This is a genomic window from Citrobacter sp. Cb080 (assembly GCF_030334745.1).
Classification (GTDB): Bacteria; Pseudomonadota; Gammaproteobacteria; order Enterobacterales; family Enterobacteriaceae; genus Citrobacter; species Citrobacter braakii.
The window spans coordinates 1-19,557 of record NZ_JAOWDG010000038.1; the positions used below are offsets into that span (position 1 = coordinate 1).

At 53.6% G+C, this 19,557-nt stretch carries 23 protein-coding genes and 2 pseudogenes; all 25 read right to left on the reverse strand.

Annotated features, from left to right (window positions below):
- Window positions 1–315: pseudogene (locus OGV38_RS07605) on the reverse strand (integrase); the annotation flags it as partial.
- Entirely contained in the window at window positions 315–905 is a 591-nt protein-coding gene (locus OGV38_RS07610) for a putative phage tail protein (RefSeq protein ID WP_137468313.1), read from the reverse strand. The gene OGV38_RS07610 and the pseudogene OGV38_RS07605, both read right to left, overlap by 1 nt.
- The gene (locus tag OGV38_RS07615) at window positions 890–1,966 is read right to left on the reverse strand and encodes a baseplate J/gp47 family protein (protein WP_286473133.1); all 1,077 of its coding nucleotides are present in this window, start codon (window positions 1,964–1,966) and stop codon (window positions 890–892) included. Before OGV38_RS07615 ends, OGV38_RS07610 begins: the two co-directional genes overlap by 16 nt.
- Window positions 1,956–2,408, reverse strand: coding sequence for a phage GP46 family protein (locus OGV38_RS07620; protein ID WP_086538983.1), 453 nt, complete (start codon window positions 2,406–2,408; stop codon window positions 1,956–1,958). Before OGV38_RS07620 ends, OGV38_RS07615 begins: the two co-directional genes overlap by 11 nt.
- Window positions 2,405–2,948: pseudogene (locus tag OGV38_RS07625) on the reverse strand (phage baseplate assembly protein V). The gene OGV38_RS07620 and the pseudogene OGV38_RS07625 overlap by 4 nt, the downstream one beginning before the upstream one ends.
- The gene (locus OGV38_RS07630) at window positions 2,939–4,030 is read right to left on the reverse strand and encodes a phage baseplate assembly protein (RefSeq protein ID WP_016239593.1); all 1,092 of its coding nucleotides are present in this window, start codon (window positions 4,028–4,030) and stop codon (window positions 2,939–2,941) included. Before OGV38_RS07630 ends, OGV38_RS07625 begins: the two are co-directional and overlap by 10 nt.
- Complete coding sequence (locus OGV38_RS07635) at window positions 4,030–5,361, reverse strand: DNA circularization protein (protein ID WP_181626643.1); 1,332 nt, start codon at window positions 5,359–5,361, stop codon at window positions 4,030–4,032. Before OGV38_RS07635 ends, OGV38_RS07630 begins: the two co-directional genes overlap by 1 nt.
- Window positions 5,361–7,274 carry a phage tail tape measure protein gene (locus tag OGV38_RS07640; protein ID WP_181533007.1) on the reverse strand — a complete coding sequence of 638 codons (1,914 nt, stop codon included), beginning with the start codon at window positions 7,272–7,274 and terminating at the stop codon, window positions 5,361–5,363. Before OGV38_RS07640 ends, OGV38_RS07635 begins: the two co-directional genes overlap by 1 nt.
- Window positions 7,275–7,360: 86 nt before the next feature.
- Window positions 7,361–7,756 (reverse strand): phage tail assembly protein, encoded by a 396-nt coding sequence (locus OGV38_RS07645; protein ID WP_181533006.1) that lies wholly within the window; start codon window positions 7,754–7,756, stop codon window positions 7,361–7,363.
- Window positions 7,757–7,759: 3 nt separating this feature from the next.
- Window positions 7,760–8,116, reverse strand: coding sequence for a phage tail tube protein (locus OGV38_RS07650; protein WP_286473137.1), 357 nt, complete (start codon window positions 8,114–8,116; stop codon window positions 7,760–7,762).
- Between the two features lie 9 nt (window positions 8,117–8,125).
- Window positions 8,126–9,604 (reverse strand): phage tail sheath subtilisin-like domain-containing protein, encoded by a 1,479-nt coding sequence (locus OGV38_RS07655; RefSeq protein WP_286473148.1) that lies wholly within the window; start codon window positions 9,602–9,604, stop codon window positions 8,126–8,128.
- Entirely contained in the window at window positions 9,604–9,792 is a 189-nt protein-coding gene (locus OGV38_RS07660; protein WP_044712104.1) for a DUF2635 domain-containing protein, read from the reverse strand. Before OGV38_RS07660 ends, OGV38_RS07655 begins: the two co-directional genes overlap by 1 nt.
- Window positions 9,773–10,396, reverse strand: a complete 624-nt coding sequence (locus OGV38_RS07665) for a hypothetical protein (RefSeq protein ID WP_016239600.1) — start codon at window positions 10,394–10,396, stop codon at window positions 9,773–9,775. Before OGV38_RS07665 ends, OGV38_RS07660 begins: the two co-directional genes overlap by 20 nt.
- Window positions 10,393–10,935, reverse strand: a complete 543-nt coding sequence (locus tag OGV38_RS07670) for a phage virion morphogenesis protein (RefSeq protein WP_016239601.1) — start codon at window positions 10,933–10,935, stop codon at window positions 10,393–10,395. Before OGV38_RS07670 ends, OGV38_RS07665 begins: the two co-directional genes overlap by 4 nt.
- On the reverse strand, window positions 10,935–11,375 hold the full coding sequence (locus tag OGV38_RS07675) for a gp436 family protein (RefSeq protein ID WP_058587163.1): 441 nt from the start codon (window positions 11,373–11,375) through the stop codon (window positions 10,935–10,937). Before OGV38_RS07675 ends, OGV38_RS07670 begins: the two co-directional genes overlap by 1 nt.
- The gene (locus OGV38_RS07680; RefSeq protein WP_181626639.1) at window positions 11,375–11,968 is read right to left on the reverse strand and encodes a hypothetical protein; all 594 of its coding nucleotides are present in this window, start codon (window positions 11,966–11,968) and stop codon (window positions 11,375–11,377) included. Before OGV38_RS07680 ends, OGV38_RS07675 begins: the two co-directional genes overlap by 1 nt.
- Window positions 11,969–12,051: 83 nt before the next feature.
- Entirely contained in the window at window positions 12,052–12,948 is an 897-nt protein-coding gene (locus OGV38_RS07685) for a Mu-like prophage major head subunit gpT family protein (RefSeq protein ID WP_181626638.1), read from the reverse strand.
- 3 nt (window positions 12,949–12,951) lie between these two features.
- A complete protein-coding gene (locus OGV38_RS07690) occupies window positions 12,952–13,908 on the reverse strand; it encodes a phage protease (protein WP_286473139.1) in 957 nt (318 codons plus the stop codon).
- Between the two features lie 203 nt (window positions 13,909–14,111).
- On the reverse strand, window positions 14,112–14,906 hold the full coding sequence (locus tag OGV38_RS07695) for a phage head morphogenesis protein (RefSeq protein ID WP_181532995.1): 795 nt from the start codon (window positions 14,904–14,906) through the stop codon (window positions 14,112–14,114).
- Window positions 14,899–16,467 carry a DUF935 domain-containing protein gene (locus tag OGV38_RS07700; protein ID WP_191029477.1) on the reverse strand — a complete coding sequence of 523 codons (1,569 nt, stop codon included), beginning with the start codon at window positions 16,465–16,467 and terminating at the stop codon, window positions 14,899–14,901. The genes OGV38_RS07695 and OGV38_RS07700 overlap by 8 nt, the downstream gene beginning before the upstream one ends.
- A complete protein-coding gene (locus OGV38_RS07705; protein WP_109862673.1) occupies window positions 16,467–18,050 on the reverse strand; it encodes a terminase large subunit domain-containing protein in 1,584 nt (527 codons plus the stop codon). Before OGV38_RS07705 ends, OGV38_RS07700 begins: the two co-directional genes overlap by 1 nt.
- Window positions 18,047–18,625 (reverse strand): DUF3486 family protein, encoded by a 579-nt coding sequence (locus tag OGV38_RS07710; protein WP_016239609.1) that lies wholly within the window; start codon window positions 18,623–18,625, stop codon window positions 18,047–18,049. The genes OGV38_RS07705 and OGV38_RS07710 overlap by 4 nt, the downstream gene beginning before the upstream one ends.
- On the reverse strand, window positions 18,615–18,893 hold the full coding sequence (locus tag OGV38_RS07715) for a hypothetical protein (RefSeq protein ID WP_109862674.1): 279 nt from the start codon (window positions 18,891–18,893) through the stop codon (window positions 18,615–18,617). Before OGV38_RS07715 ends, OGV38_RS07710 begins: the two co-directional genes overlap by 11 nt.
- 33 nt (window positions 18,894–18,926) lie before the next feature.
- Window positions 18,927–19,238, reverse strand: coding sequence for a hypothetical protein (locus tag OGV38_RS07720; protein ID WP_286473141.1), 312 nt, complete (start codon window positions 19,236–19,238; stop codon window positions 18,927–18,929).
- A 26-nt stretch (window positions 19,239–19,264) separates the two neighbouring features.
- Window positions 19,265–19,552 carry a VpaChn25_0724 family phage protein gene (locus OGV38_RS07725; protein ID WP_016239612.1) on the reverse strand — a complete coding sequence of 96 codons (288 nt, stop codon included), beginning with the start codon at window positions 19,550–19,552 and terminating at the stop codon, window positions 19,265–19,267.
- Window positions 19,553–19,557 lie beyond the last annotated feature (5 nt).

The following is a 19,557-nucleotide window of genomic DNA, read 5'->3' on the forward strand; positions in this document are numbered from 1 at the left end:
CAAACCAAGGTTTGATAGAGCCGTCGCTATTGCCACCGCACCATCTGTTTTTATGTCGCCAAATGGATTGGAGCGGCTCAGAAACAGTTTTTTGAGAGCGGCCAGAATCTGCGTGTTGTCCATTTTGTCAGGATCAAGCCCAGCGTCCCTGAGAATATTAAGCAGCTCACTTTGAATGGTATTAAACCAGTCCGGGCCGGGATACGTCGGAGGAACTCCATTACCACCTTCAGTAAAGAAAAGCTCTGTCTCACTGGTGACAGGAGACGGTTGTGGCATAACCGGAACACCGGTCGAATTATCTACGTGATACATCAGTTATCTCCTGAAGAATAAAAATATTCGTATGCTGTGCCGCCGAGACGGTATTTTGTCAGCACACACTCCAGTTCTCTTGCACGTTCACTCAGAAGCGGTGTCATGACGTTATCGATACAGGTAAACCGTCCGCCGCTTATACCGATCACATCAATCTGTAACGTCCAGCGGTAACGGGCTGGATAAAGGGGATACATGCAGCTACGCATGCAGTGGTGAGGCAGAATGACAGTAACCCGGATAGTAAATCCAAGCGCGGCGGCCACAGCTTCAATCTGCCACGGGGAGAGACCACCTTTGCGGTGATACTTCTCCACGACGGCACGACGCCGGGCTTCTACAGTACCGCTTAACTGCCCACACTCCGGCAGTTCAAGGTATTCCTCCCATTCTTCCAGCAGCATAAATGTTGTTTCTGGCCGCATCTCCGGGAGCAGGTTTTCTGCATCAAATTCCGTCTGACTTAAACGCCTGGCTAACGCCCGTAAAAAAAGGTTTAAATCACCATCCTCATCGCGTGACCACGCTTTGCCACGTGGCATGATCTGCCATAAAGCACCCAGCCATTCATCTACGCTGTGGGCCATGTCAGTTCCCCAATAGTAATAAGTTCATTCTGATCGCAGGGAATGTCAGCAGTCAGATTCAGTGTGTAATCGGTCACGCCAGATGCTGTGCCGATAGCAGTCCTGATTGCTGAAATGGGTAACGTCTGCCCAGGTAGCAGCGTCTTCTGAAGCGTCAGCAGACGGGACTGGACAGCTTTACGCGTGGCAGACGTATCCGGTGTTATGTCGATAACCATATTGACGGGACGGAGCACCAGTTCAACGGGCCAGACTTCTATTCCTCCAGGTTTACCAACCCATACGCCAGTCGCCGGGTCGGTATGACGGAAAAGATAATCTTCCATATTTTTCCGGTCCTGATATTCGGGGGTAATCACTGAACGATCGTCATAAACCCATGCCAGTCCGATTGTGCAGGGGCCATGCCAGGCATCAAATGCCCACGCCCGACTGACACCAGCCATTTCTCGTGCCCAGATGACATAGTCATGCACAGCCCCACCAACAGGGGGATTGCGTTTACGGAATAAAAGCCGGTCAAGCAATTCTGGAACTGGCTCAATATCTGCACCACCGATGATGCCGCCCGTTCCCGTTAAACCAATGCTCTCCACGCCGGGAACGGGGGACATCAGGGTCAGGCTTTCACCTTCCGGAAGGTTTCCTGACGCGCCGGCATCGCTGGCCTGAATGGTTACAGTCATGACCCCATCTACAGGAACGCCGGAAGTCGTCACGGCATAAACAATACCGGTAGCGGTTTGCATCTCCGTATCATCCGGCAGAGGTGTATTCCCTTTAAATACAGCCGGTCCCGTAGCAAACGTGGCCTGTTTTCTGATGACGCCTTCGCTGGCCGCAGTCTCAATGATGGTTTCATCATCAGATTTAACGGACGGAATAATCTGGTCTTTAATCCAGCTCTGATGGTCGTATAAATCACGAACCTGATTGCTGAATGAGGTATTTAGAGCTTTCTCAACGCCTACTGGCGGAAGTTTTTGCAGCCCCAGTTCAAAGGCAATATCTTTTTCGCCGTCAGTAATAAGCTTGCGTAGCGCGGGAACGTTATAAGGCATTAGCAGTGAACTCCCAGCGTTTACTTATTTCAATCCGGAGCGTCGTTTTATCCGGGCGGGTTAAAATGACAATAAAATTAATTCGGTCATTGCCGCTTATAGTGGCTGTGACTGCTGCATTACGCGCATAACCAGACCGTAAAAGCGGTTGCATAGAAAGCAGTGCATAATCTTCCACCCGCATTCTGACGGATTCCGTCAGCTTCTCGCGATCCAGCAACCAGAGTTTCGATCCCCACGGGTAATCACTGAAGGTGTCGCCGGGCCAGCCTCGCGGGTCCGATGAGCTATCAGGAATAATGTCATCAGTATCAGCACGGACGTCGGTGAAAAGACAAATCAGAACCAGAGTGACCAGTCCTTCATCACGCGATAAACCATCATGGTTAATGGTCAGTTCACCTCTGGATAGCTGATTATTCCAGCTGATACCAATTGTCATTTCATCTCCGATGTTTTTTTGCCATCCCCGTCAATATGGAAATGCTCAAGAACAGATTTTCCGGCGACCTGAATATCCTTTGAAAATTCAGATGGGCCGTTAACTTTTAATAATTTTGTATTTATCGCAAACAATTCGCCGGCATCGTAATTAACCGATTTCCCTTTAACGTCGATAAGACCACCTTTTTTTCAGGGTGATATAAGACTGACCATCACCGTGATATAACCTGACCTCTCCATTTTCCAGACCTTTTGGACGACAGCGCTTGTCTTCAACAGCGATTGCCACCAGACCTTCCCGGCGTCCCCCCACTGCCAGAATGAGTGCTTCTGAACCGACTGGCGGCACAGACGTCAGGCCGTAGTTCTGGAAACGTTCAACATCATCATTGGTGGAATCCGCCAGAGACTGGATCTGGAGGTTCTGACGCCCGAGACTGTCTGTAACGATACGAACAACGGCCCTGTCAACGAGCAATCGCAGCCGGCGTCCAATACCTTCAAGTATGCGACCGATATTTGCCGGATTCAGTCCCATGTTTCCTCCGTTTTTGCCTTTGATCTCTTGCCTTTCTTGCCTGCTTTTTTCGCACTGGTTTCAGGCATATCCATCGACTCAGGGGGAACCAGCGTCAGAACGCAGAGACGTCCGTTATCACCTTCAGTAAACGTGACGGTTTTAATCAGCCATGAGTCCTTCAGGTTCTGTACCGGGTCATCAATATCAACGCGCCTGTTTTTCTGCCATAACGGGCCTTCATCGCCATTCTCTCGCCATCCTGCCAGTGTAATTTCGGTGCTGTTGGCTTCGCCCATCATCCGCGCTTTGTACCATTCACCGCGTGTACTTGCGCCTCCGACGGTCAGGCTGTCTTCATTGACCAGAATTTTCGGGCGGTAACGGTTGATATCACCATCATCAACGATGGTCTGACGTCCTCCAATCACTTTGACTGGCTGATCGTCCCACGTGCTCCCACCCGCACTGGAGGTGCCTTTCACGATGTACTGGCTGTTTCTCTCACGCCAGCTGAACCGGCCGCGGGCTGCAAGAATATTGGTTCCAAATATCAGAGGAACGCCGGCACGCTTTGTTGATGCACGGGTGATGATCAGATTACCCAGACCATCAGCAGTCAGCAGAACGCCGCGTTGTTTAGCCAGGCGGTCAAGAAGATCGAAGGCGGTCTCTCCCTGTTCAAGCACCACGCTACCGAAGGTTTCACCAGTGTCAGTTTCACTGATAACACTGATGCCATAGGGTTTGCAGATTTCCACTGCCAGTTGCTCCAGTCGAACACCTTTCCACTGGCCGGATTTATGCACCACTGAGCTGTCAACGAGATCGCCGGTTTTATCCCGCCCCATAACGCGAATACTCATGTTTTCTGCGTCATAGCTGGGAATGAAATCATCAATATACCCCGTCAGAACCGTATCTTTTCCCAGCCTGACGATGCAGGGCATGCCCTGCTTAATCACGCGCGGTGATGCTTCTGACCATTGTGTGGTGACAGTGAGATCAAATTCGCCGGCAACAGCCTCCAGTGAGGAAGTGATGGACATCTCTGTCCATCCGTCCCACTGCTGGCCGTCAACCTCAAGCACAACCATTTCCATCAATCTGTTACCTCGACAGGTTTACCCGGAAGAACGAACGCCGGGTCTTTCAATCGGTTCCTTGACGCGATGGCGTCACGGTTCTCGGTATTACCGGTTTCACGCCATGCAATCAGAGATACCGGGGACGTTGTGGTCAGAATGACCGTTCGTGTCTGTGGTAGCTGAGCGCTTCTGACCCGCACGTCATTGACGACGGCAAAGCGCAGCTCACGCAGGGCATGCCACAAATCCCGCTGACCGTTTTCTACGGCGTACACAGCCTGTTCATTCAGTTGCTCAGCCAGCGTGTCACCCGCACTTATGGCTTCCTCACTGCTTCTGAAATCGGTGCTGGCAACGGTCTCTGCCTGTCCAGTTAGGCTGGCAACGACAATCAACTGACGGAAATGAGTGATGTTGTCCTGCATGGCATCGGTCAGCTCAGGGACAACGTCCGGAAGGCTGCTGGCAAAACCATACTTTCCGTCAGTCACTGAACCTGGTGTGACTGACATGTATTTGGGCAACTGGTGGAGTGCAGCGGCTGTCGCGCGGTCACTTGTATTTGTTGACGAAGCCGGCGACGACCACGGCGAAGATGAAGAACCGGAAAACTGTTCTCCCTGCCACCGGCTACGGAGCTGATCATAAACCCGCATTGACCACAAAGGTTCGGTCACGGTATCGCGTACACCGCTGACAAGGGTCAGAACATCATTGATAAACCCGGCGGGTTTCGCGACGGCCAGCTCAATCAGTCCGCGAAAGCGTCCGAGGCGGTCAGTCCATTCTGTGATCGCGGAGGGTAGCGTCAGCACACCCACCACCAGATTCTCCATGTCGTCCATCCACGTATCAGCCATCTCACCAAGACCATCCAGCAGGGCAAAGACATCACCATTAGCCAGGGCAGCTTTAACCTTATCCGCTGCGCTGAGTACCGTCAGGCTGGTGTTTTCTGTCGGCGCAGGGAACAGGCGTTCACCCGCCTCATATACCTCAAAAGAGATATAGGCAATGCCGCCTTCCTCAGTGCTCAGACGGTGCGTCACCTTGCCGACCTGAACTTTCTCAATGCCGAACCACGGATGGATTAGTTCACCAGGTCCCGGCATGTTCAGAACGTGCAGAAGCGCCTCCAGTTGGCTCTGGTAGTCCTTGCCAATCAGCTTGCCGTTGATTTGCTGTTGGGTCAGAACAGCACCGTTATCCTCGGTCCAGCCCACTTCTTTTTTAGGGTAGGCTCGGGGGATTGCACGGCGTCCACTGGTGCCTTCGTTATCGACCAGATAGAAGGATACGCCCCGAAATGAAGCATCTCGCAGGTCTTCCCATCGTGTTTTTCCCATTAGCCTTGTCCCACGCTGCTCACGCCAGCAGAAGCGCTGAGTTTTATATCAGACTGGTTCATGGAGACATTTTTAACGCGACCATTCCCCTCAAGGATCACACGAATTTCACCCTGTATCTCTTTCACTGTCGGGGCCAGAGGAACGGATGGCTGTGCTGATTTATCAAGCGCATTTTTGTTCTCTATTGCGGCGTTAGTGCCCCGCAGAAAATCAACGATGACACCAAACAAAGAATGGTCACTCGTTTCAGGGCGCGGTCTGTCTGCCGGGGGATTTTCAGACGCAGGGATAAACGGCGTTGCCGGTGTCATTGATGCCCACGGGCGCGGGTCAATAACCGGTTTCTCATTCGCTTTGCGTTTAGCACGATCCTTTGCCCACTGAACCATGCCAGCTTTGTCGTCATCGGTCAGTGAAGAATCATCATCAAGATAGGGAATTGTGGCCATCATTAGAGATGTTCCGATCATCCCTCCAGGAACACTAAGACGTCCTGGGCCATTGGGTTTACGAGGTTCTTTTCCATCGGGAATTAAATCACCAGGACCACCCATTCCACCTTTGCCCATGTTCACGACATAAACGGGCATAACACCGGAGCCAAAAACATCTGAGACGCCTTTAGGTATGCCTTTTCCTCCTTTTTCTGGCTGGAGAAAATCCCATGCACCTTTACCGATTTTAAATGCTTTACGTGCTGCAATGACTCCGGCAGTCGCAATGGCAATTTTCTTGCCGACTTCAAGCCAGTTCTGAACCGTCTTTTGATCTACTGAATTGATGGCATCAGCCAGTTCCTGTACCGGTCCGGCAAGATTGCTGTTAGAAAATTTCTTCCAGGTAACATTCAGGCTGGTCAGCGCCGAAGTAAAATCTTTCGCCGCATATTCAGCATCTTTCATGATGCCTGTACCATCTCCGACTACTGACTGGTATCGCTTGAGGTTTTCTGCTCCTTTACCAGAGGTGACACTGCTGATAAGTAAAATACTGTCCTGGTTAAAACCGGCTTTCAGTAGTCTTTCATTCTGCTCTTGCGATCCTTTGCTACCAGATGATTTCGCTACTTCAGCCAGAATTTCTGGAAGAGAACGCATTTTTCCATCTTTGCCATATACGTTAATTCCTGCTTTCTTCTTGAGAGTGTCAACAACCTTTGGCAACTGCAGATCACGAATAAGGTTTTCAGTCGCCGTGGCTGCTGTATCACGGTTGCCTGTGGCATCAATGGCAGATTCCAGTACAACGCCTACGTCTTTGACTCCCTTAACGCCACTCCCGCCAGCAGCGGAGTACATAGAGAAGGCTCTGACGCCTTTTTCTGCAATGTCTTTCAGCTCAAATGCACCTTCTTTGCCCAGAAGGTTTAACGTGTCCATAGCTGCAAGCGTCTGTTTTTCAGTCTGAAGACCAAATTTAGGGAACTGAGAAAACAGTCCGCCAATCGGCTCTCCATCGGAACCTGATGCAGCGATAGAGGCGGCTATCATGCCCTTATTCTGAATACCAAAATCCAGATCACCGGTCGTTTTGTTGACATTCTCCAGGGCCGCCAACACCTCCGAGTCATCGACCCGGAATTTGATGGCTGTTTCCTGAATGCCATCAAAGATATTGCGCATCTCATCACGAGTTTTACCGGCAGCAATACCCAGACCGGTTAATTGTCGATCTGTTTTAGCAAATTCCCTCAGCGCTGCGCCGCTGGCAAGGCCGGCAATCATCGTTGTATAGCGATTACTGAGCATATCCAGACCACGTCCGGCAGATTCAGACGCAGCCTTCACAACAGACATTGCTTTCTGGTTACGGCTGGCAAACTCGCTCATATTAGCGCCGTACTGGCGGGCTTTGGCCGTCAGGTTCCCGGCAAGGTTAATCAGAATTTCAGTGCTTAGGCGGTTTGTCATATTGCTTCCTCAGTTGCCTGACCTGAATAAGCAACTGCCGCAGGGGCAGTTGCTCAAGCCGGTTAACATCGAAACGCTGAGAGAGGTTAATCAGCAGTAGATTGAGCGCCGCTGCCATCGGCACCATGTCGCCCCCGTTCGGCAGTCTCCCCCAGCATGTCATCCATCGCCTGACCCTTTTCAGTCAGCAACTTCAAATCTTCCGGATGCAGGGCATAAATTTGATTCATGTCCAGTGGGCCGGGGATTTCACCAATCTTCTTAATCTGCCGGCGCATCATCTCCAGCCCCATCATGACCTCAGAGCAGTAGGCAACCGCCTTGCCATTATCCCCAAGCACGACGCGCTCTGAGGCCAGTTGTGATTCGATAACATCCCGTGATGTCAGTTCGCGAAGCGTCACATCCTTGTGAAGCATTTCGTCGGTAGTGCCTTTGCCTGTACGCAGACCATGTACCAGAGTGAATGTCATTTCAGCCATGTCTTACACCTTCACACACTTGACGCCGATGAAGTTAGCCGAGACCGTCCCCGCGTCTTCGTCCAGTTCTGCCGGGTTATCGGTGGCCGCGCCGGTCATCATGTAGTTGAGACCGTTGTCACCGTAAAACATGACGGTCACGTCCTCCCAGTTACTGATTTCAATCACATCGACATCGCGATCTGCAGCAATGGTCAGCTTGATGGAGGGGGCCGCCATCTTGCGGGAATTACCCCAGACTTTACCGCCGCCCATATGTTGCTGGCGGGCATAGCCTCCCGGATTCAGGGTGGATTTGCCTTGAGTTTTGATTTCACGGCCATTAATACGAATCGCCGCCATACCCAGAATATTTGCCATGCTGGCTCCTTAAAGTTTGTACTGGATGAGACCGGCCAGAACGCGCAACTGATTCACCAGATTCGGGTGGCAGATAAAGTTCAGACGGTTTGGATCTTTGCTGTCGATGGTGACATCAAGCGTGTCTTTATAATCCTCGAAATCCTCCACCAGACCTGCCGGGATAAGCTCTGTCAGCGCAATATCCAGTAACTCAGCCCGACAGATTTTGGGCGTCATAACCGGCTGACCGGCATCGAGCAAATCAAGCACGTCATCACCCGCCAGCTTGTGGCGTGGGTAGCGACTGGTGAAACGGTTTTTGATGACATAGCGGATACGGCCAAGCGTTGCCGGCGACTGCACATCAAGGTATGAAATGTCCGTATCGCCAAAGCGATTAACGCGGTACATGGTGATTTCGCGCTCAATACAGACGTTATCTCCGGCATCAACAAAGTGCGTGGCGATACCGTCATGCAGCAGCAGGTTACGCTCCGGCATATCCCAGCGGATACCGCGAGCGGGCGGCTTGATACCTTTAAGCACCAGCGTCTGGAGTGGGCGGGCCGGGTCAAGGGCCAGCTCGTATGCCGCCGTTGCGCCGTAGCTGGCGGCCCATAACCATGATGGTTCAGGTGCGATGTTGGTGCCAATACAGGAAATCAGCCAGTCATTGCGGGTATGTCCGAATGTACCGCTCTGGGCATGTGTTCCGCGATAAGCAGACCACAGCAAAGCCTCCATCATTTTGAGCGGTCCCCAGCGCTCCAGCAGTTCGTCACGGATAGTGTTCAGGCTCTGGGTATCGAGGTATGGGAAGATGATATCCGTGTACCAGTCATCTCCCAGCGCAGCGACAACCGCCTGAATATCCGGTGTCCCCGTGCCACCCGAAAATGCAGTCAGTGTTGCACTGATGCCGGCAGGTGTTTTTTCTCCGGCGTAATAGTTCAGGCGCACATCGCTGTCATTTCCCGTGACACCTGTCCACTTCACGGTCAGCACTACCGTTGCAGCAGCATCAGCTTTTGCTGTGGCGGTGACCTGAGTGGCAGGCTTTGCGGTAATCGCAGTGATGATATTGCCGGCAATGGTTGCCGCTTCATCACCGATGCTGACCCCGACCTGGACAGACACGCCATTGATCATCAGTGCCAGCGTACCGGCCTGAGTGGCGGTGCCGAGCATCGTGACTGTGGCACTCGCTGCGGCGCCCTGGGCAAAATCCTCCAGTCCCATCGCATACATCTCGGTGTAGCTGTTGGCCTTACGGACCATCTTTGCCATTTCACCCAGCATGGAGCCACGGCCATAGAGTTCATCGGCCATGCTGTCGCCAGTAATACGATTCAGCGTCAACGGTAAAGCAGTCGCGCTGGCGAGCTGCTGACCCACAACCAGAATTTTTCGGGACTGTGCCGGCGCGGCACTCATCGCCATAGAGTTATCGATATCGATCCAGACCAGCGGGACACGAATATCATCAGGAATATTACCGATGGACATCATGCCTCCTTATCGGTTTTAGATGTGCGGGACTTCGGTGGCTCAGTGATATTCACATCGCCTTCTTTTTCACGGCGCAGCCAGTACGCATTGACCGGCAGCGTCTCGCCATCAGCGGCAAGGTGACTGCCATCAGCCTTACGAACGAGCAGGCCCGCCCGTGATGGCTTAATCATTTTCTTTGTCATCAGTCTGTCCTTCTCTTACGTTTATGATTTGCGGCTCATCACTTACCGGCTGTCCGTTCACCACAATGGTTGCACCCAGTCGCAGGAATTCCGGCAGCGTGGACAGGTCTATCTCATCATCAAGACGGAATTCCTGTTCCCATGTAACGGCCCACATGGTGATCCCGAGATTGTCCAGGCCACCCGACCAGAGGTTTTCAGCGGCGATGTTCTCAGCCATACGCTCAGCCTTCATGCCCGCAGCCGCTTCACGACAACTGATACGACGGGCAAGGCGTCCGGCAATAACCTCACAGCGGGCATCGCGCGGGTATCCCCAGAAATCAGCCATCATGATGTAGGCCGCCCAGGTCACAAGTCCGGTCATGCCGCGACGGTTCTGGATATTCCTGACCCGTAAGGCCGCAATACGGATACTGCCGCCGCGCCCGGACATATAGCTTTTGACCTGATCCGGGGTGTTAAACTGACCGATGTGACGCTCCACCTTTTCAACCCGGTCAGGTTGCTTTTCACCCTCCAGTTCAGCTTTCAGCCAGTTAACAATATTCTCGGCGGCACTGACCGTACTGCCCAGGGTGACGAACGCCGGACGTTCATTCATTGCAGAACCTCATTCCAGAAATCCCCGATGACGTGCAGCAGTTCCTGACTGTTCCCGGAGGACAGGCCGAGGAACTCACGCTGCGGGATGTTCAACATACGTTTATGCGCCCCCACGGTTTGCCATACCCCGTGTTTAAGCGCCCGTCCAAATGCCTGTGAGATGAGTCGCTTATGGGCTGACACAGACACCGAGCCGGAAAACCCCTCGTTGTGCGTCCGGCCATAATCAAGCGGCGTACCCACACGAACGACAGAGCCGCTGACCACATACTGGATACTGTCGAGCAGATCGCCGTTGCCCTGTAACAGGCTCTGGTTGCTGTGTCTGGTTTTCGCGTAGCTGTCAGACCAGTCCTGCCATTTCTCGCCGGCAGGACTGGATTTTTCGCTGGAGATGCGCCGGCGGGTCTGTGACTCCACCACAGCGCCAATGCTCTCCAGTAGCTCCTGTTGCAGCGACTGGTCAGCCAGTCGCTCAATCGCACGGCGAATGTCCTGAAACTTCTGGTCTCCTCTGACCTCGACAGTAATTCCCATCACAGCACCCCTTTCAGGTTGTTACGGGTGAACAGACGACGGTTTTCACTGACGATGATCAGCTTTCCTGTGTCGGTCTCAGGGACCGGGGTGTCAGACGGCACACCGAGGTCACGGGTGCCGTTGGCGATTTCACGCAGGGTGCGGAGGGCTTCGTCGTAACGCTTCTGGATTTCATCGGTGATCTGATGGTCCCGTTCAGACAGCCAGTAGAACGCGATGGAGACCGCCGCCCGGCGCAACGGACTCGGCAGGGTCGGAAGGTTCAGCGGCAACTGATAACGCTTTGCCAGAAAGGAATTAATTTCTGCATCAGTGTCATCAATCGCTCGCTGGATCTTTTCTTCGTCAAGCTGCTGCGTCTCTTTGTTGATTGCCATGTTCCAGACGCGGTCACCATCGGTTGCCAGCAGGTCTTCACGCGTTACGTAGATGCCCATTATTTGCTCTCCGCGTCGGCTTCAGTCCCGGTAACGGTCGCCAGCTCGGTCACAATCAGCATCTTTTCAGCCTTCAGACGCAGGGCTGTGTCGGTACTGATCACGCAACCCTCCAGCGGCTTACCTCCGGCATCTTCCAGAATCTGTTCATCCGGGTTATCGCTGACAAACACATGCACCGTATCGTGCGGCCAGAATCGGCCTGCCCGGTGAAAGCCATTTTCCGGAATGGCGCGGACCTCCAGCACCACGACATTTTCAGCAATGCGAACAGCCTCTGAATGGTCATGGGCCAGCGTTTCCCGCCAGACATGTTTTCTCAGGTCATCACCCGTGTTTTCACCCGGTATGGTGACAAGACTGACTGTGGCCGGGATAACCGTTATTCCATTATCACCGGGTACAGGTTCCGGGTCAGATGCGACATCTGAAGCTGCAACCGTCGGTTGTGATGCCTGACTGTCATCAGTAATAACTGGTGCCACCGGTGCCGGTTGCGCCGGGACAGACGTATCCTTCGTTGCTTTGTCGTCTTTCTTTTCCGAAGTGGTTCCGGTCTTACCAGCGGCTGACTTATTAACTTTTCCACTCACTTTTTAAACCTCATTCAGGGTGGGTTTAAAGGAGGATTAACTCCTCCTTAATCCGGCGTTACGTGATTTTTTACGTAATGACGTCACGCTTTTTTGATGAAAGGTGAAACCATCAAGTCAACATCCTTGTAATAGATATTTGAACCACCACCATCAGCCGTAACCGCTTCAATCAGCGCTTTGGCCGCGCCACGGTTGTTCTTACCGACGACCAGCAATGTCGGATTCATGCCCAGTGGTTCGTCGTTAGAATCAGTGATGCCCATCATTGCGGAGACCGCGGCTTCATAGTTCGCTTTGTTCAGTGCGGCTTTTGATCCCACACAGGTCTGCCAGAAACCAAAGCCAACGTTGCTGCGGCCATCGGTCCCGTAGGCGAATTCGTTCTGAAGGAACACCCGCTCACTGGTGAGGTCATCGAGGGCGATGAAGTTAAACGGACGACGCTCCTGGTAAATGATGGGCAGCAGCGCATGCGTCGCATCAATCAGGAACCACGGTTCACCCGTATCGGTCGCCGGGTCGCCCACAACGTTCGATTTGGTGGATGCACCAACAGGGTGATCGGTATCAAAGAAATACTGACCATCCCAGCACAGCGTATCGAAGCCTTTGCACAGCAACTCAAACGACAGTTTGTCCGGGAAAATCGTGGTATCGCGGCCAAGCTGCTCAGCAATCACGGAATACTGACCAATTTGATCGTCCTCGATTTTTTCGCGCTTGACCTTGACCGAGTTTTCCCAGGTCTTGTTGGTAATGACATACCCGGCCTGAGCCAGTTCTTTCAGCTGACGCGCCCCGATCCATTCTTTGATGGTCGGGAAGTCTTCAACCCAGCCATAAGTGTTAGACGCGCCGGAACTGGGGATGACCGTGGCGATGGATCGATACTGCGGATTGACCCGACCAACACCTTTGGTAAAGGCGGCGCTCAGTGCGGTGGTCAGGGCATGCAACACTTCTGCGGATACCTGCATGAATTATTTCTCCTGCTTACGAACGGAAAGGAATTCTTCTTCGCTGATGCCCATATGGCGGCACATCGCGAGGTCTTCGTCAGAAAGCGAGGCATGACCTTCGGTGCTTTCTTTTTTGGTCGTCGTGGTCTTGCTGACAATGACCGGTGCCGCTTTCACGAATTCAGTAAACTGCTTGCGGCCTTCTTCAGAGCGGCAGGTGGCGAGATACATTTCGCGGTTGGCCGGTGCGACTTTCCCCGCCTCGATGGCGCTGTCCACCAGTGCTTCTGATTCTTTGATGGCAATATCATTGAGTTTGCTTTCAGCGCTTTCCGCACGGTTAAGTGCTAACTGGTGAGTCTCAACCGGAATGAACTTCGTCAGGTCGGGATTCTCAGCACGGTTAAGCGCCACCTGCTCGTCGGTCTTAATCTGCTGAATGGCTTTTACTGCGTCGTCTGCTGTGGCAGTGGCCGCGAGGCCAAGCACTGTCACAATCTGGACAGGTACGGTCATCGTGTTTTCCTCGGAGTTGAGTGCGGGTAAATCAAGGTTGGGTTTGTTGGTCAGCGCGGCGCTGGACAGGCGGGTGACCTGACCATCCGCTGTGAACCGAAAGGCCGGACTGTAATAGCGGTACTTCTTGCCGCGCAGCTGCGCCACGCCGTCATCAGTCCATTCAACGTGCGCCTCCACCACGCCATCACTGACGCGATAGCCGTCAATCCAGCCATAAGCCGGGGCTTCATCGCCTTTCGGGCCTTTCAGTTCGGTGGAGTGCTCGATATCAAAGGGGAGCTTTGGATAAGCCATCGAGGCACGAATGATGGCTTCAGGATTGTTGTTCACCCATGAACGGCCATCACGCCCTGTAAAGGTTCCCGCCGGTATCATCGGCAGCCATTCAGGCAATGCATCATCGGTAAGGTCAGGAAGCTGAAAGCAGAGCGCCAGCAGTTCCGTATTGTTCGGGTTCATGGTGTTGTCCGGTCACGTTGTTTACTTCCGGACAGTGTGGGGGGAAACGGGGATGCAGGTGGATTAACCGGCTTCACTGTAAACGCGGCATGAAACCGCGTTTAAAACACGTTTAAAAACGCTGTGGCGCGTTTAACGATTTTTTCACGTGGCATCATGACGCGATAATCGTTAATGCCGCCACGCGCGTTGTGGGATGGTTTTTATCTTTGTGGCGAATGACTGTCAAACGCGTCCTGTTTTCTGCGTAGCTGTTCATCCAGCTCGTGACTGCGGGAGATTCCGGGGTTGTACGCCCAGCCGGGATCAATCCCCTCCGGAATGGTCTCTTCTTCGCCGGTGCGTTTATTAACCCACCTGACCGTGCGGACTTCAGGGGCTTCCGTGTTGATAGTGCCGTTGGCCTTCATCTGTTCATACTCATACCGGCTGACTTGCCGTGCACCGCATTTGCAGCCCCAGCCGTTCGGCCCCATGTGTGTTCGCCAGAAGGGATGGTCCACCGGCAGGCAGACGTCCTTCCAGCGCAGATGTTCTGCACGGTGCTCACGTGAGGGGCCGACGGTGTAGACAAGATAAGGCATTGCCCGTTGGGTCCGTTCAATACGCTGCCATTGTCCCGCTGCGCGGGCGGTTCGCATATTAGTGTCATAGATAACGCGCATCCGGCGGTCACTGCCGAGCTGGACAGTACGGGTTTCACCGGTCAGGGGGTCATCCATCAGTTGCTGTCCCCACCATCCACGTTTGACGAGGAGAGGTTTAAGAACCTCGCGAAACTGCTCAAAGGTCTGGCCGCTCTCCAGTGCGTCTTCCACGAGCTGGCGAACGTCCGCCAGCAAATCAAGCTGCGTCATTTTTGCCACAGTAAAGCCGATGCTGTGTTCTTCCATCCAGACATCGCGGTAATCAAATCCCGGCTTCAGCTTTTTCGCCTTCAGCCAGGCCAGTGCTTCCTGGGGAATAATGCTGTATTTATCGCTGACCGGCTTAGCCATCGTTTACATCTCCCAGCGACCGGGCTTTAAAACAGAGCATCGCCAGCTGCGTCGCAAACTCATCAGCATCAAGTTCTTTCTGAAGCGCCGGCAGGCCAGCAAGAAAAGATTCAAAGCTGTCAGATTTCTTTGCCAGCTCAAGCACCGGACTGGTGAACGCATCGCCGGTACGCTGCCAGTCATTCATCGCTTCATCCACCATCATATCAAGAACGTCAGGCTGGCTGCGGTTAAGCGCGGTCTGCTCACGGTTCATGGCCGGTAGTGGGTTAGTCATTTGCGCCGTTGGTGTCAGAATTTTTGCGCCTTTCTCCGGTTCAGACAGCCCGAATTTGTCACGGATCTCTGACATCTGAACTTCCATCCCCCGGTCAATCAGCGGCGACAGTGCATCCACCAGAACCTTAAGGTCTTCCGGTTTGCTGATGCGCAGAACGACGCGGGGGTAATGCTCCTGTGGCCCGTAATTCATATCCACATAGGGACGAACAAGGAATTCAGACAGCGTGTTGGATAATTGCCAGGCATCCCATTTGGCGATGTCCATACGCACACCATTGTGGACTTCCGCCTGAGCACGTGAACTGCCGTCATCGGTGGTCATGGTCTGCCCCAGTACGGCCTTACTAATCTGCGCGTCACACCATTCGGCCATCTCTTTAAAGAGAGTGCCACCGCTGTTACGGCTCGCCGCTTCCTGCATCTCCAGTTTCATCGAATCGGGGATTGCGCAGCCGGCATCTGATGCCAGTGATGCAATCGCATCCAGCAATGTCTGGATTTGTTCCGGGCTGGCATTGTTGCCGTATTTACCCACCACAATCGGGATACCAAATTTTTCAGCAAACGCCCACCAGTCCCGGACGGTGTAGGACTTGAGCATATACATAACGGCCACCAGTCGCGCCAGACCGTTACGCAAGGGCAAACCGGATTTCAGGCGGGGTTTATGGACGATAAATTTCCCCGGTGACAATGCTTCACCATCAATGGGGTTCCTGTCCGTCAGTAGTCTGAAATCACGCAGGGTTTCCCGGTCAGGTTTCAGAAAGCGCGGATCAACCCATTCATAATCGCGGGGTTTCCAGAGTGTGGTGCTGGTATTCCAGAGGATTTCGCAGACGCCAACCCCTTTACCAAGCCCGTCCAGCAGATCGAACAGCAGTTCAGGAACCTGCGGTTGCGCCATGAGATTACGGATATCATCTGCGATTTCCACATCACGAGGGGAATCGCTCCCGGCTTCCACCGAAGGTTCAATCCCGGAAACCGTCAGCTTGCGCGTACGTAAAACGCTGGCGTAGTGGAGGTCACGCTCCTCCAGTTCTTCCGCCATGATGAAGAAATCACGCGCATGACCATCGGCTGCATTACGTAAGATCCCCGCAAGCCTGCCGGGACTCAGCGTACTGGCAACGCTGATACCTGCCGAGGGGGAACGTACACTCATTACCGCCGCTGCGGATTGCGTCTGCTTCAGCTCGTCCTTGTTCACGGTGACAACTTCCCCCGTGGCAGGACTGAACAGCCGACGAACGGCTCCGGTTAGTTGTTTAAACATCAGAGTAATCCCCGCTGATTTTTAAGACCCCGTGTGATGCGGACCTGACGGTGTTCATTACGCTCATCGGGGCGGGAAGGTTTCTTTAACTTGTGGACTTCATAACGCCGGCAGTCCTCGCGACTGGCGAGGAAACCGAGAAAAATAGCGATAGCAGAGTCACCGTGACGCTTGCGGCCATCGGTGCCGGTAGTGCGTGCATCATCAATGCCCGGTACGCCGCGATAAAGCTGAATTGCGCCGAGGTCTGTGATCACATCTTCATGCTTTGGCAGTACCAGCTCATTGTCTTCGAATGCCGCACGGAACCGTGGCATGTTCTCCCGGTAGTATTTGACGGAAAGTTGCACCTGCTCAACTTCATCACCGTATTTTTCCGCCGCCTGTTCTGCCAGATACTGACCGTTACCCCGCGCATCGAGCTTGATGCCGTCACGGCGGGGAAGCCTGTCACAGATATAAAACAGCGCCTGCTCCTGCTGTTTAAATGGCACATTGCTGAGTTCCACCAGGAACGGGACGTTGCGCGTCGTGTCATCGTTGACTGTCACCGGTGCAAACACGGTCAGGTCACCATTACGCGCAAAGTCCTCCCCCAGACAGTGGCGCAGGTTCTGCGGCAGCTTCTCCAGTTCGGGTAGTACGACCGTCTCCAGCCATTCCTGCATGTCCACACGGCGCAGTCCGTCCGGCATCGCGTTAAAATCAGCCGTACCGGTGAAGCGCAGGACAACGGTCGGACCTCTGGCCGCACGTTCGCGCAGGGAACGTGCGATATAGACGCCACCGCCGTTCTTCGGCTCGCAGTAGTATTCCTCGCGGGCATCTTCCTCTGTGGCCGTGTCGCTCAGCAGGTTAGCCAGCCATTCCGCTTCGGCCTCCACAGACCAGACTTTTTTTGTAACCTGACAGATGCGCTGATACAGCCCCTCTGCAATGGCCGTTTCAATATCGACGTGATGGACAGAGTAGCGTTTTTTCCCGGCCCGGCTGTCGGTGATGATGGTGTTAAACAGGTTATCAATACCGTTGTGAGTGGAAATAAGGCGAACATTATTCCCCCACATTGTCAGCGCCAGCGCCGCCTTGAGTACCGCTGCAAGGTCAGCCTGGAATGCGGCCTCGTCAATGATGACGTTACCCTGCATACCACGCAGGTTCGACGGGTTAGACGACAGCGCCTTAATTTTGTAGCCACTGGCGAACTGGATGACATAGACCAGGATGTCTTTGTCTTCATCCTTCAGCACTTCTTCACCAATGCCAGACGCGGCGCGGTCATAAGCTTTCGCCCACATGGCACAGGCATCAATAAACTCACGGGCCATGTCTTTCGTTGTGCCGACGTAGAACGTGTCACACCCGCCAGCCTCCACCGACATTGAGCCGTTGAGGGCCGCGTCAGCCGCTTCCGCCCAGGTCAGACCGGTACGACGCGACTTCTCGGCAATCTTCAGTTGAGAGGCGTCAGCAATCCACCGCTTCTGGTAGGGAAGCAGTAGCTGGCTTTTGTCGAACTCGCCCGACAGGATAGCCGCAGCGGACTGACTGGTGAGTGTTCTGTCCGGCGTCATCGTCGTCATTCTGCAATCCCCAGAATCTGGCGTTTGATATCGGCAGCAGTCTCAGCCGACAAACCAGCTGAACGGGTTATGGTCTCTGCGGCCGCAGCGGCTTTTTTCGCAAACTCCTGCTGGATCTCTTTCTCGCGTTTGTGGCTTGCCATCGCAGCAGCTTCCAGTCGCTGGGCGACAAGCGCAAGCTGGCCCAGCGCTTTTGGTTCGACAGTTTTATCGCTGTCAGCCATTTCCATTGAGGTTTCAAAGGCCAGTGTTTTGACAAACTCCAGCAGTAATTTTCCGACGTCAGACGTCGGCGCTGAGCCAAGTTTTGATGCCCATATTTCAGCCATCTCGCGTGAAGCGCGAATCTTTGACCCCATCGTTTCCATGCGGCTTGCGTAGCGGTTCAGACCGGTACGGCTGATTTGCATGTCCTCCGGAAGGTTATATTCGTTGATCAACTCGTTAATCGCTTCGCGGATTTCTTCCTGGGTATGTCGTTTGTCGCGCAGCATCTGATGAAGTTGCTCCCGGACCGCATCCGGGAGCAAATCAATCTTTGAAGGTCGTCCGCGCGTCTGGCGTTCACTTGCCATTCTCCCTCCTCATACGGTCAAGGAAGTCACGTTCAACGCTGGATTTGTCTTTCAGCAGCAACTTCCAGACGCGTTTGTATTCCGGATTGCTGTTGAGGAATGTGTTCAGATACGAATCAGCGGATTCGGAGTTGTATTTTTTACCCGTCGATTTTTCAAACTGCGGTGCAATGGCTCTGACTTCAATTTCCGCACAGACGAGAATGGCGGCCATTTTCCGGATGATGTCGCGCTGGCTACTGCTCAGTGGCTTAAGGGCTTTAGTCATGGCTGATGTTCTCCAGTTCAAAAATACGCTCTGTTACATCGTTAATTGCATCCGTAAAACCAAATGCGCTACTCCACTCCGGGGGGGGGCACCGGTTACAGCCTCATACATGCTGTCCAGTACGGCGATAACCTGATCGCGCTCTCCGATAAGCTGGGTTTCAGAGCGGTCCAGCCGGGCAATGCCTTCCAGTGCTTTTTCATTTGCACTGATAAGGGAATCAATGATCACAGCGGCCTGAAAAAGCGCATTCACTGACATGCCGATTTCACCGGACTCCCGACGCTCCGCCAGACCTGACAGGCGGCGCAACTGTTCCGCCTGCTGGCGGCAGGTCATTAACATTTGAAGTATTCTGGCCCGTTCCATCGTCACTCCCGCGCACGTGGTTTTTTGACGCCGGGGACCGTCGCCAGCCCAAAGGCCACATCTTCACCGCGTCCTGTGATGCCGGCGACGTAACACCCGGAGACATCTGACAGGGTGACGAGTCCCTGTTCACGTAGCCACGCAAGGAGGGTGCGGACGGTGTCACGGGAAACCCGGTGGCCGTAGGTCTGGAGGCAGGTCTGTAGAATGGATTCGTTTGCACTGTCTCCGCACTCCACCAGTGAGCGCAGAATGACCAGACGCTGGTCGCTGTTGAGGATTTCTTGCATGCTCA